Origin of the sequence: Streptomyces tibetensis, from assembly GCF_040647715.1 — a bacterium.
GTDB lineage: Bacteria > Actinomycetota > Actinomycetes > Streptomycetales > Streptomycetaceae > Streptomyces > Streptomyces tibetensis_A.
In genome coordinates this window covers 314259-326811 of sequence record NZ_JBEZCR010000005.1, presented here as the reverse complement: position 1 = coordinate 326811, position 12553 = coordinate 314259, and the positions used below count along the sequence as shown (strand labels likewise).

Genomic DNA, 12553 nt, shown 5'->3' with positions numbered 1-12553 from the left:
TCCGGGGGTCATACCCAGCGGCGGGGCCATACCAACGCGCCGCAGACGCCCCGTCCGAGTGTCGCAGCACCCATTGACAGCGCTTTCTGAGCCCCATAAGTTGCCGCAAGTTACCGGCAAGAGCTCGAAAGTTTCGGTTCCGCGTCCCATGTCCACGGGAGGCCCGAGCAATGAGCACGTCCACCACATCGGCCCCGCCGGGCGCCCAGGACCAGCCGTCGGCCCGGGCCGCTCCCGGGCGCGGCAGGCAGGCCCCCGCCCGGACCGGCCGGCGGCGGGCACTGCGCCGCGACTGGCAGTTGTACTCGCTGGCGATCCTGCCGCTGCTGTTCTTCCTGGTCTTCCGCTATCTGCCGATGATCGGCAACGTGATCGCCTTCCGGCGCTTCGAGCCCGGCGGTTCGATCTTCGGTGAGGAATGGGTGGGTCTGCGCTATGTGCGGATGTTCCTCGGCGACCCCACGTTCTGGCAGGTGTTCCGCAACACCCTGTGGCTGGGCGGGCTCACGCTCGTCTTCTGCTTCCCGATCCCGATCGTGCTCGCGCTGCTGCTGAACGAGGTGCGCCGACGCTCCCTGAAACGGTTCGTGCAGTCGGTGTCGTACCTCCCGCACTTCCTGTCGATCGTGATCGTCGCGGGCATCACGATGCAGATGCTGGCGAGCGACGGCCCCGTCAACCACCTCCTCGGACTGCTCGGCCACGACCCGGTCCGCTTCATCCAGGAACCCGGGTGGTTCCGCACCGTCTACGTCGGTTCGGAGATCTGGCAGACCGCCGGCTGGGGCACCATCCTCTACCTCGCCGCGCTCACCACGATCGACGAGGACCTGTACGAAGCGGCCCGCATCGACGGCGCGGGCCGCTGGCAGCAGATCTGGCACGTCACCCTGCCCGGCATCCGGCCCACCATGATCACGCTGCTGATCCTCAACGTCGGCACGTTCATGGCGGTCGGCTTCGAGAAGGTGCTGCTGCTGTACAACCCGCTGACCTACCCCACCGCGGATGTGATCTCGACGTACGTCTACCGCTCCGGCGTGGAGTCCAACAGCTTCAGCTACGCCGCCGCCATCGGCCTGTTCGAGGCGATCATCGGCCTGGTCCTGATCACGTCCGCCAACACGCTCTCGCGCCGCACGGTGGGGACGAGCCTGTGGTGAGGCCGAGCCGCTCCCAGCGGGTCTTCCAGGGCGTCAACGGGGTGATCCTCACGCTCGTCGTGCTGGTGACCCTCTACCCGTTCGTCAACATCGTCGCGCGGTCCTTCAGCGGGGAGCGGCAGATCCGTGCGGGCGAGGTGACCCTGCTGCCCAAGGGGTTCAACCTCACCACGTACCGGATCGTGTTCCAGGACTCGATGTTCTGGCGGAACTACGGCAACACCGTGCTCTACACGGTCGTGGCGACGGCGGTCGCCATGGTGCTGACGACCTGTTACGCCTACGTCCTGTCGAAGAAGCACCTCAGGGGCCGCGGCGTGCTCGTCGGCATCGCCGTGTTCACCATGTTCTTCACCGGCGGCCTGATCCCGAACTACATCCTGGTCACCAGCCTCGGCCTGAAGAACAGCGTGTGGGCGATCGCCCTGCCGAACGCGATCAGCGTCTTCAACCTGCTGGTGATGAAGGCCTTCTTCGAGAGCCTGCCGACAGAACTGGAGGAGGCCGCGCAGATCGACGGCCTGAGCACCTACGGCATCCTGCTGAGGATCGTGCTGCCGCTGTCCAAGGCGGTCGTGGCGACCATGGTGCTCTTCTACTCGGTGTCCTTCTGGAACTCCTGGTTCAGCGCGTTCCTCTACATGGACCGGACCGAGCTGATGCCGGTCACGGTCTACCTGCGCAACCTCATCCAGGGCGCCACCGGCGGCGGCAACGCCGGTGCCGGAACCGAGCAGCTCAGCCAGGTCGGCGCGAACATCCAGTCGGTGACCATCGTCCTCACCGCCCTGCCGATCCTCTGCGTGTACCCGTTCGTCCAGCGCTACTTCGTCTCGGGCGTGATGCTCGGCGCGGTCAAGGGCTGACCACCGCACCCTCCTCCACCGGCACAAGGACCGACCACCGCACCTCACCTCGACCGGCATATGGAACAAGGGAGTTCCCGTGAACAACGAAGGGCAGCTGTCGCGGCGCCGGATACTCGCCGCGGCCGGCTTCATCGGCCTCGCCACGGTCACCGGCTGCGGCGGCGGTGACGACGGCGGGGACGGCAAGGACCTGTCGAAGAAACAGAACGGGGCCATGAAGAACTACCGGGCCGGACAGCAGTTCAAGGCGTCCCGGCCGCTGTCCTTCTCGGTGCTGCACAACAACAACCCGGTGTACCCGATGAAGAGCAGCTGGCTGTTCTGGAAGGAGGTCACCAAGCGCACCGGCGTGACCCTCGAACCGGTCGACGTGCCGCTCGCCGACTACGAGAAGAAGCGCAGCGTCCTCATCGGCGCGGGCGACGCACCCTTCCTGATCCCGAAGACGTACCACCCCTCCGAGGTCGCCTTCGTCTCCTCGGGCGCGATCCTCCCGGTCAGTGACTACGTGAAGCTGATGCCCAACTTCCGCGAGAAGGTCCGCAAGTGGAAGCTGGAGCCCGAGCTCGACTCGATCCGCCAGTCCGACGGCCGCTACTACCTGCTGCCCGGCCTGCACGAGAAGGCCAAGGCCGGCTACTCGCTGTCCTTCCGCACGGACGTCCTCGACCAGCACGGTCTGAGCCTGCCCGCCACCTGGGACGAGGTGTACGACGTCCTCAAGGCGCTCAAGGAGGAGCACCCCGGCAAGTACCCCTTCACCGACCGCTGGAGCACCAACACCCCGTTTCCCTGCGGCGCCCTGTTCAGCTACCTCGGCCAGGCCTTCGGTGTCAGATCCGGCTGGACGTACGACAACATCAGCTTCGACCACAAGGCGCAGAAGTACGTCTTCACCGGCGCGCAGGACGCCTACCGCCAGATGATCGAGTACCTGCGGAAACTCGTCGCCGAGAAGCTGATGGACCCCGAGAGCTTCAGCCAGACCGACGACCAGGCGCTGCAGAAACTGCTCGCCGAGAAGTCCTACGTGATGAGCGCCAACCCGCAGGTGCTGGTGCAGGACTACCGGTACAACCTGGAGAAGCAGGTCAAGGGCGCGCGGATCGAGATGGTGCCGGTGCCGATCGGGCCCGCCGGCCCCCTCGTGCTGGGCGGCAGCCGGCTGGAGAACGGCGTCATGATCTCCAGCAAGGCACTGAAGAGCGACGACTTCGTCGCCATGATGCAGTTCACGGACTGGCTCTGGTACTCCGACGAGGGCCAGCGGCTGGCCCGCTGGGGCGTCGAGGGCGTCACCCACACGCGCTCCGCAGGCCGGTACCGGCCGAAGCCCGGCATCAGCCTCATGGGCTCCGACCCGGACGCCCCGAAGGACATGCAGAAGGACTTCGGCTTCTACAACGGCGTCTTCGCCTACGGCGGCAGTTGGGAGCTCGTCTCCTCGATGTTCGGCCCGGACGAGAAGAAGTTCCAGGACGCCATGGCCCAGCGCGAGCAGCTGCCCATCGACCCCGCCCACCCCCTGCAGTCCTTCGAGCAGGAGCAGGCCACCCTCTGGGAGACCCCGCTCAAGGACCACGTCATCCAGAACACCCTCCAGTTCGTCCTCGGCAAGCGACCGCTCTCCCAGTGGAACTCCTACCTCGCCGAGCTGAAGTCGAAGAACATGCAGCAGCTCGTCGACCTGCACAACAAGGCCTACGAGCGGTTCAAGAAGGAGAACGGGTGATCCGCGCCGCCGACGCGCCGCGCGGCCGGCTCACCGGTGGCTCGGCGGTGCACCGGCCCCGCGCGGGGCAGGGCGCCCGGCACGTGCGGCGGTCACCCGGCCGGGAGGCCGCCGCGTGAGCACCGTGCGCACCGCCGGCTTCGGCACCGGAACCCTCTCCCGCGCCTCCGCCCTGATCCACACCCTCCTGACCGTCGAGGCGCTGCTCCTCCTCACCACCTCCCCGGGCCTGGCCGGGCTGCTGCTGCTCGGTCCCGACCCCGCCAATCTCCCTCTCGCCGCCCTGTGCCTGCTGCCCCTCGGACCGGCCCTGTCCGCCGCGCTCTTCGCCCTCCACCACCGCAGCCGCGACCTCACCGAGCTGCACCCGGCCCGGGACTTCCTGCGCGGCTGGCGGCTCAACGCCGTACCGGCACTGAAGCTGTGGACACCCCTGCTGACGTGGCTGACGGTCATCGCCTTCACCCTCACGCACTTCTCCGCCACCGGCCTGCCCGGCTGGTGGGCGCTGCTGCTCGCGGTGATCGGCACCGGATCCCTGCTCTGGGGCGCCCACGCCTTCGTCCTCACCTCCCTGTTCGCCTTCCGCACCCGGGACACCGCCCGCCTCGCCGTGTACTTCCTGTTCCGGCACGGCCGCGCCACCCTCGCCGCCGCCTCCCTGCTGATCCTCACGGCCGCGTCGGCGGCCCTGCTGACCGAGGCCCTGCCCGCCCTGCCGGCGGCCCCGCTGCTGCTGTCCCTGCTGCACGGCTGCCGCTCGGTGGTCGCCGAGACGCGGAAGGACTTCACCGCGTGATGCGCAAGATCCGCTACGGCGGCGACCACAACCCCGAGCACCCCTCACGGGCCTCCGCGTCGGCGAATGGGACGCCCGCCCAACGGAGTTCACCCAGACCGTCCCCGAGCTGGGGGCGCGGGCCCGGCTCGTCATCGAGATCGTGCTCCCGCGCGGCGCCGAACCGGATCGACCCTGACGGCACCCGCCTGCTCTTCCTCCCCCACCACGCTCCCGAAGCGGCCCACCTGACAGCGCACGGCACGGCCACCGACCTTCTCACCGGCAAGCGGGGGGCCGAGGGCGAACCCCCGGTCCTCGACCCGCTGGGCGTGGCGATCCTTCAGTGGATCCGCCGCCCCCGCTCGTCCGGCACCCCGGAGGCGCGGAAGAAGTAGGTGTTGACCTGGTCGCGCCATTCACGGGCACTGCGCAGCTGCTCCTCGTAGCGCTCCGCCACCCGGGCATGGCGCGCCGGGTCCACCAGCCCCGCCAGCGAGGCCCACACCGCCCGGGCCTCCTCGACCTCCTCGACACCCTCGAAGTGGGTGTCGTAGATGTGCTGGATCACCGTCTTCCCGCTCTTCAGCACATGCCCGTAGGGCACATGGTGGAAGAACAGCAGCAGCTCGTCCGGGCAGGTCTTCGGGGACTCGTACAGCTCGGCCCACGGTGGGCCGTACTGCCCGGCGAACCCCGTACCGCCCGTCACACCGCGGTCGACCCCGACGCCGTCCCGGTCGGCGAAGTGGTAGGTCCCCCAGGGGCTGTACTCGTACCCCTCCACACTCGGCCCGTAGTGGTGCCCCGGCTGCACCATGAACCCGACACCCAGGGGAGCGGTGTACTTCTCGTACGTCCGCCACGAGCCGTCGAGCACGGCGTGCAGCCCGTCGGCCAGCCGTGCCGGGGCGTCCGGGAAGGTGAGCGCGATCCACTCGTCGAGCACCGCGCCCGGATCGGCGTCCGGCTGCCAGGCCAGCCGCCCGAAGGTGTACAGGTTGGCCTGCGCCAGCGGATGCCCGGTCCAGAACGGGTCGTCTCCGACGTTCGACACCGCGACGAGCCCGCCCCACGCCGACTCGCCCACGGTCGAACCCCGCCGGATCCGGAACCGCAGGACTTCGCTCCACATCGGGCCCAGCCAGCACGTGTGCCGCTGCTGCCCGGTGTACTCCTGGGTGATCTGCAGCTCCACCGCCAGCCGGGTCCGCGGCATGGCCCCGATCAGCGGCGAGACCGGTTCCCGCACCTGGAAGTCCATGGGCCCGTGCTTCACCTGGAGCACGGCACCGGCCGCGAACTCCCCGTCCAGCGGCACGAAATGGTCGTACGCGGCCCGGGCCCGGTCCGTCGTGCGGTCCCGCCAGTCCTGGCGGTGGTCGTAGACGAACGCCCGCCAGTGCACCGTGCCGCCGAACGGCTCCAGCGCCGCCGCCAGCAGGTTCGCGCCCTCGGCATGACTGCGGCCGTACGCGAACGGGCCCGGCTGCCCCTCCGAGTCGGCCTTCACCACGAACCCGCCGAAGTCGGGTATCGCCTCGTACACCCGCCGCGTCGCCTCTGCCCACCAGCCGCGCACCGCCTCGTCCAGCGGATCGGCCGTGGGCAGCCCGCCCAGCGTGACCGGGGACGCGAAGGACACCGACAGATGGGTACGGACGCCGTAGGGACGCAACGCCGCAGCGATGGCGGCGACTTCATCGATGCGGTCGGTCAGCAGACGCGCCTCCGTCGCGTGCACGTTGACGTTGTTCACCGACAGGGCGTTGACCCCGCACGCCGCGAGCAGCCTGCCGTACGCCCGCACCCGGTCGAGTTCGCCGCGCGCACTGCCGTCCTCCCAGAACAGCGAGCCGCCCGCGTACCCGCGCTCCACCTGGCCCATCACCGGGTGCACGGCCACGTTGTCCCAGTGGTCGAGCATCCGCAGTGCGAGCGCCGGGCGGTGGGTCTGCGGCTCCCACTCGCCGCGGAACGCCGCCTCGCCGAGACGGACGACGTGGAACAACCCGTACAGCAGCCCCCGGCCGCCGGAGGCGGTGACGGTGGTCGTGCCGCCCTGACGCGCGAGAGCGAAGCCCTCGTCACCGAGTGCGCCGGGGCCGAGTCCGAGAACCAGGTCGTACGAGCCGTCCGGCTCCGCATCCCGTACGACCCGGCCCCCGAAACCCCGGCAGGCCTCGGCCACTTCCGCGTGCACCGTGTCCACCAGCGGACCCTGTCCCCGGATCAGCGTCCGCCTGCTGCCGACCCACCAAAAGGCGGCGGGCGGTAACCAGGCCGGATCGACACCCTCGGGCAGGACGGGCACGGGAAGCGGCATCGGACCCCCAACTCGGCTGCTCAGGAGAGCAGTTCGACCTCCGCCAGCGTGGCCTCACCGTCGAGGACCAGGCGGTACCTCTCGTACGTACCCGGCGACCTCACGGAGAACGCGCGGGTCTGTCTGTCCCACGCGAAGGACTCCCCGGAGCGCCGGTCCAGCGTGCGCCAGGTCGTGCCGTCGGCGGAGCCCTGGAGCGTCCATCCGGCCGGTGCCTTCGCCCGGTCCGCCGAGGAGGTCAGCGTGTACTGGACCGCCTTCGCGCCCTGGGAGACCGGCAGGTCCACGGAGGTCACTGCGGCGTCCGTCGCAGACGTGTCGTCGAACAGGGGACCGTCGCCCTGCAGCACGTCCGCGCGGGGCGTCGGCACCTCGTCGTCCCGGGTGATCGACACGGGCGCCGCGTGCTCGCCCGTGCCCCAGGACGACGGCCGCGAGCCCATGTCGAACTCCAGGACGCCGCCCTCGGCGACCAGCGCGTGCGGCAGCGAGGTCTTCGTCCATGCCCGGCCGTTGACCTTCACGCCCTGTACGTACACGTTCCTCGCGCTGTTCCGCGGCGCCTTCACCACCAGCTCGCGTCCGTTCTCCAGATGCACGGTCGCCTTGGTGAACAGGGGCGATCCGATCGCGTACTCGCCGCTGCCCATCACCAGCGGGTAGAAGCCGAGCGCGGAGAACAGGAACCAGGCCGACTGCTCGCCGTTGTCCTCGTCACCGTGGTAGCCCTGCCCGATCTCGCTGCCGGTGTACAGCCGTGACAGCACCTCGCGGACCTTCTCCTGCGCCTTCCAGGGCTGCCCGGCCGCGTCGTACATGTAGATGGCGTGGTGGGCCACCTGGTTGGAGTGCCCGTACATGCCCATCCGGACGTCCCGCGCCTCGGTCATCTCGTGGATGACACCGCCGTAGGAGCCGACGAACTCGGGGGAGGCCGTCTCCGGGGTGGAGAAGTAGTCGTCGAGCTTGTCCGCGAGACCCTTCCGGCCGCCGTACAGGTTCGCCAGACCCCGGCTGTCCTGCGGGGCGGTAAATGCATACCCGTATCCATTTGTCTCGGTGTAGTCATGGCCCCACACCCGCGGGTCGTACTTCGAGGACTCCACCCGCCAGTCACCCTTGGCGTTGCGCCCCTGGAAGAACCCGGCCTTCGCGTCGAAGAGGTTGACATAGTCCCGGGCGCGGTTCAGGAAGTACTCCGACTCCTCCCGGTAGCGCCGCTCACCGGTCTCCTCGTAGAGCTTTCGTCCCATGCGGGAGATGCCGTAGTCGTTGAGGTAGCCCTCCAGCGCCCAGGACAGACCCTCGTGTGTCTCGGTGCTCGTGTAGCCGAGGAAGGGGGAGGTGGCCATGCCCTTGCGGCCGGCGCCCGGGTTCGGCGGCACGACCGTGGCGTTCTTCACCGCCGCGTCGTACGCCGCCTCCGCGTCGAAGTCGACGCCCTTGACGTACGCGTCCGCGAACGCCACGTCCGAGGACGTGCCCGTCATGAGGTCCGCGTAACCGGGGGAGGACCAGCGGGAGGTCCAGCCGCCGTCCTTGTACTGCTGCACGAACCCGTCGACCAGCTCGCCCGCCCGGGACGGGGTCAGCAGCGAGTACGCGGGCCAGGTGGTCCGGTAGGTGTCCCAGAAGCCGTTGTTGACGTACACCTTGCCGTCGACGATCTTCGCGCCGGTGTCCGTCGGGGTGTCCGGCTTCGGCATGGGCGAGAAGGGCGAGGCGTACTGATACCTGCCACCCACCTTCTCGAATCCGGAGTTCGGGTACAGGTAGAGCCGGTACAGGCTGGAGTACAGGGTCGTCAGCTGGTCGGGGCTCGCGCCCTCCACCTCGACCTTGCCCAGCAGCCGGTCCCACTGCCGCTGGGCGCTCTTCTTCACCGCCTCGAAGGACCGGCCCTGCGGGATCTCCTGGCGGAGGTTGTCCTCGGCCTGATCGAGACTGATCAGCGAGGTCGCCAGGCGCAGGGTGACGGTCCGGTCGTCGGCCTTGAAGCGCAGGTGGCCCTTGACGCCGCTGGAGTCGCCCTCGGTTACCGGCTGGTCGAACTCGCCGTGGACGAACAGCCGGGTCGCGCCCGTCGACAACCCGGACTTGACGTCCGAGTAGCCGGTGACGATGCCGTTCTCCTTGTCGAGCGTCAGGCCCGCCTGGTCCGTCACGTTGTCGAAGAGGACGGTCGCGTCGTCGCCCGGGTAGGTGAAGCGCAGCACCGCCGCGTGGTCGGTCGGCGCCATCTCGGCCTTCAGCCCGTTCTCGAACCGCACCCCGTAGTAGTACGGCCGGGCCGTCTCGTTCTCGTGCCGGAAGGCCAGCTCGCGGGCCTCCCGCCCGTACTCCGGGACTCCGGTGGCCAGGGACGGCATCACCTGGAACGTCTGCCGGTCACCCATCCAGGGACTCGGCTCGTGGCTCGCGCTGAACGCCTGGATCGTCGGCAGGTTGTCCGCGTTGTTCGCCCGCGCGTAGTCGTACAGCCAGCTGAGCGAACCCGCGTTGGTCACCGGCGTCCAGAAGTTGAAGCCGTGAGGCACCGCCGTCGCCGGGAAGTTGTTGCCCCGGGAGTACCCGCCGCTGGAGTTCGTCCCGCGGGTGGTCACCGCGTAGTCCGACAGGTGTGCCTTCGGCCGTTCGGGCGCGACGGACTCGATGCCGATGTCGTCCAGCCAGCCCCGGAACCTCGCCGGGCCCTTGGCGGAGTCGTACGCCACCAGGATCCGGTCCACGGTCTTCCCGGCCGCGACCGACCCGATCCGGGAGGCCACATGGTTCCACTGGTTGACGTAGAGGATCTTCGCCGCGCCCTGCCCCCGCGGGGTCAGCGGGAAGCCGTGCTGGTCGGTGGCGCGCAGGTCGCTCAGGTGGGTGCCGTCGGTGAAGGCGAGATCGACGGAGACGTTCGTGGCGTCGTAGTCGAGGTCGCCGTCCGCCATCGACGGGAAGACGCGGTAGGCAAGCCGCGTGTTCCGGTCGACGGCCACGTTCACGTCGAAGATCTTGTTGTAGGAGTACGCCCTCCCGTCCGCGGTGTGCCGGCCGGCGTACCGCAGGGCCCGCTTTCCGGTGAACCCGGCGCCCGCCTTGGCGGTGGGGGAGCCGCTCGGGCCGCGGTCGACCACGGAGAGCATGTCCTGCGGGACGGGCCCGTCGGTGCCGCCCGTGGACAGCTGGAGGTCGGCGAGCTGGAGGATGTCACCCCCGTTGTTCCGGGTGACGTCCAGCCGGAAGTGCCGGTACTCGCCGGGTTCGGCGAGGTCGTACGTCTGCGTCCGGAACCGCTCGGAGAAGGTCTCGCCGGAGCGGGTGTCCAGGGTCTTCCAGTCCTTGCCGTCTGCGGAGCCCTCGAGCGCCCAGTCCTTCGGGTCGCGCTCATCGTGGTCGTTAGCCGATGTCAGCGCGTATCGCACCAGTTTGACCGGCTTGTTCAGGTCGAACTCGACCCAGCCGGAAGGCTCGAAGGTGAGCCACTTGGTACTCGGTTCGCCGTCGGCGAGGTTCTCCTTCACCTCGCCGCCGCCCGCGTTCTCGGCGCTCGCCCGGACGTCGGTGACCTGGTCGGTCACATGGCCCGGTATGCCGCTGCTGTAGCCGCCGTCGACTCCGGAGGCCCGCTTGGCGCCGTCGGGGCCGGTGTCGACGGTGTTCACCCAGTCCGGAACCGGGTCGTCCGCCTCGAAGGAGGACGCGAACCCCCGATCCGGTGCGCCGGGAGCCTGTGGCAGTGCGACCGCAATGCCCTGCGAACCCAGGGCCAAAGCGAAGGCGGTCGCCGACACGACCGCCGAACCCCATCTGTGCCGAGCTTTCCGCTGCATCAACGGGTACCCTCCCTGCGCAGTGGACAACGTTGTCACCTTCGATGCGCAAGGACCAGTAGTCGCCCAAGTGACGGGGAGTGTCAAGGGTGTTGCCTGTGGCATTCGGGCGCGGCGACCGGGATATTTCCGGCGGAGAACCCACAGGCCGCTCATACTTCCGCGAGGTCTCAACTCGGATAAGACCCACGGCCAACCTTGTGTTCGATCTTGATCCGTCGGCGGGAAGTGGACTATACCTGTCGGGCGCTTCACACGATCCGCACGTCATCACCCGCACTTTCCTGCACGACCCAGCGTGACCCGATCGCGGTGCCGGGGAGGATCCGGTTCACCGCCTGAGTCCTGGAGAAGGCGAGGACTTGAGCATGGGATCCACTTCCGCCGAGAACCACGGCACCGAGGGTGTCGGCCGCCGTGATCTGATCAAGAGGTCTGCCGCACTCGGGCTGATCTCCGTCCCCACCATGAGCTTCCTGTCCGCCTGTGCGAGCAGCGGCGGCGACGACAGCGGTGACAAGGCCAAGGCCGGCAAGAAGACCGCGAAGAACCCGCTCGCCGTCAACGACACGGCCGGCATGGAATTCGTCCTGTTCGACGGCGGTTTCGGCAAGGAGTACGCCGAGGACGCCGTGAAGATCTACGAGAAGAACTTCCCCAAAGTGAAGGTGAAGTTCTCCGCCACCCAGAAGATCCAGTCCACCCTCCAGCCCCGCTTCAACCAGGGCACCCCGCCGGACCTCATCGACAACTCCGGCGCCGAGCAGATGGACATGGGCGTCCTGGTCGGCAAGAACCAGCTCACCGACCTCACCCCGCTGCTGGACGCGCCCTCCTACGACGACCCGGACAAGAAGGTCCGCGACACGCTGCGCCCCGGCATCGTGGAGATGGGCCAGTTCGACGGCGACAAGGTCTGGATCCTGTACTACGCCTACACGGTGTACGGCGTCTGGTACTCGCAGAAGGCCCTGGACTCGCTCGACGAGCAGTACCCCGAGACCTGGGACCAGATGCTCGCGGTCTGCGCGAAGGCCAAGAAGAAGGGCATGGCGGGCTGGACGTATGCGGGCAAGTACCCGTACTACATCCCCTTCTCGCTCTACCCGATGATCGGCAAGGTCGGCGGCCGCGAGGTCCTCGACGCGATCGACAACCTGGAGCCGAACGCCTGGAAGCACCCGGCCGTCAAGGCCTGCTTCGAGGCGTACTACGAGCTCTACAAGAAGGGCTACGTCCTCAAGGGCACCCCGGGTCTGGACCACATCCAGTCGCAGACGGCCTGGGCCGAGGGCAAGGCACTGTTCATCCCGAACGGCTCCTGGGTGGAGAACGAGTCGGCGAACGTCATCCCGAAGGACTTCGATCTGGCCGTCTCCGCACCCACCGGCCTCGACTCCTCCGACAAGATGCCGTTCGGCACCATCTGGGCGTCCGGCGGCGAGCCCTTCATCGTCCCGGCCAAGGCGAAGAACGCCGCCGGCGGCATGGAGCAGCTGCGCATCATGCTCAGCGAGGCCTCGTCGAAGAACTTCACCGGCAAGGTGAAGTCGCTGACCGCGTACAACGGCGGCACTGACGGCATCGCCCTCACCCCCGGCCTGAAATCGGGTGTCGCGGCCCTGGACAAGGCCGGCGAGAACGTGGTGAATCCCCGTATGCAGGACTGGTACGTGCAGTTGCAGAAGGAGAAGATCGGCGTCTCCGGCCTGGGCGAGATGATGGCAGGCCGCCTCACTCCCGCCGAGGCCATCAAGAAGATCCAGGGCTTCGCCGACGAGACCGCCAAGGACGACTCCATCAAGCACTACAAGCACCAGTAACGGCACCGGAAAACCCCAATTCCGCACACGGCACCGGAGTGGCG

9 protein-coding genes are annotated in these 12553 nt (G+C 68.5%); 7 read left to right on the top strand and 2 right to left on the bottom strand.

The window, feature by feature from the left end:
- Positions 1–170 precede the first annotated feature (170 nt).
- The 6 genes from AB0B29_RS15915 to AB0B29_RS15890 all read left to right on the top strand — a co-directional run bounded on the left by AB0B29_RS15915 (position 171) and on the right by AB0B29_RS15890 (position 4940).
- Positions 171–1163 carry an ABC transporter permease gene (locus tag AB0B29_RS15915; protein WP_362239380.1) on the top strand — a complete coding sequence of 331 codons (993 nt, stop codon included), beginning with the start codon at positions 171–173 and terminating at the stop codon, positions 1161–1163.
- Positions 1157–2029, top strand: a complete 873-nt coding sequence (locus AB0B29_RS15910; protein WP_362239378.1) for a carbohydrate ABC transporter permease — start codon at positions 1157–1159, stop codon at positions 2027–2029. Before AB0B29_RS15915 ends, AB0B29_RS15910 begins: the two co-directional genes overlap by 7 nt.
- A gap of 79 nt (positions 2030–2108) precedes the next feature.
- Entirely contained in the window at positions 2109–3764 is a 1656-nt protein-coding gene (locus AB0B29_RS15905; protein WP_362239375.1) for an ABC transporter substrate-binding protein, read from the top strand.
- Entirely contained in the window at positions 3761–3883 is a 123-nt protein-coding gene (locus tag AB0B29_RS15900; RefSeq protein WP_362239373.1) for a hypothetical protein, read from the top strand. The genes AB0B29_RS15905 and AB0B29_RS15900 overlap by 4 nt, the downstream gene beginning before the upstream one ends.
- Positions 3880–4563 (top strand): hypothetical protein, encoded by a 684-nt coding sequence (locus tag AB0B29_RS15895; RefSeq protein ID WP_362239371.1) that lies wholly within the window; start codon positions 3880–3882, stop codon positions 4561–4563. The genes AB0B29_RS15900 and AB0B29_RS15895 overlap by 4 nt, the downstream gene beginning before the upstream one ends.
- Positions 4560–4940, top strand: coding sequence for a Beta-galactosidase C-terminal domain (locus AB0B29_RS15890; RefSeq protein WP_362239369.1), 381 nt, complete (start codon positions 4560–4562; stop codon positions 4938–4940). The genes AB0B29_RS15895 and AB0B29_RS15890 overlap by 4 nt, the downstream gene beginning before the upstream one ends.
- Here the strand turns inward: AB0B29_RS15890 and AB0B29_RS15885 are convergent.
- On the bottom strand, positions 4886–6868 hold the full coding sequence (locus AB0B29_RS15885) for an alpha-glucuronidase (RefSeq protein ID WP_362239367.1): 1983 nt from the start codon (positions 6866–6868) through the stop codon (positions 4886–4888). The genes AB0B29_RS15890 and AB0B29_RS15885 overlap by 55 nt on opposite strands.
- Before the next feature lie 20 nt (positions 6869–6888).
- On the bottom strand, positions 6889–10686 hold the full coding sequence (locus AB0B29_RS15880) for a GH92 family glycosyl hydrolase (protein WP_362239364.1): 3798 nt from the start codon (positions 10684–10686) through the stop codon (positions 6889–6891).
- A 368-nt stretch (positions 10687–11054) separates the two neighbouring features.
- On the opposite strand from AB0B29_RS15880, the gene ngcE reads away from it, so the two are divergent.
- Positions 11055–12509 (top strand): N-acetylglucosamine/diacetylchitobiose ABC transporter substrate-binding protein, encoded by a 1455-nt coding sequence (gene ngcE / locus AB0B29_RS15875; protein ID WP_362239362.1) that lies wholly within the window; start codon positions 11055–11057, stop codon positions 12507–12509.
- The last annotated feature ends 44 nt before the right edge of the window (positions 12510–12553 follow it).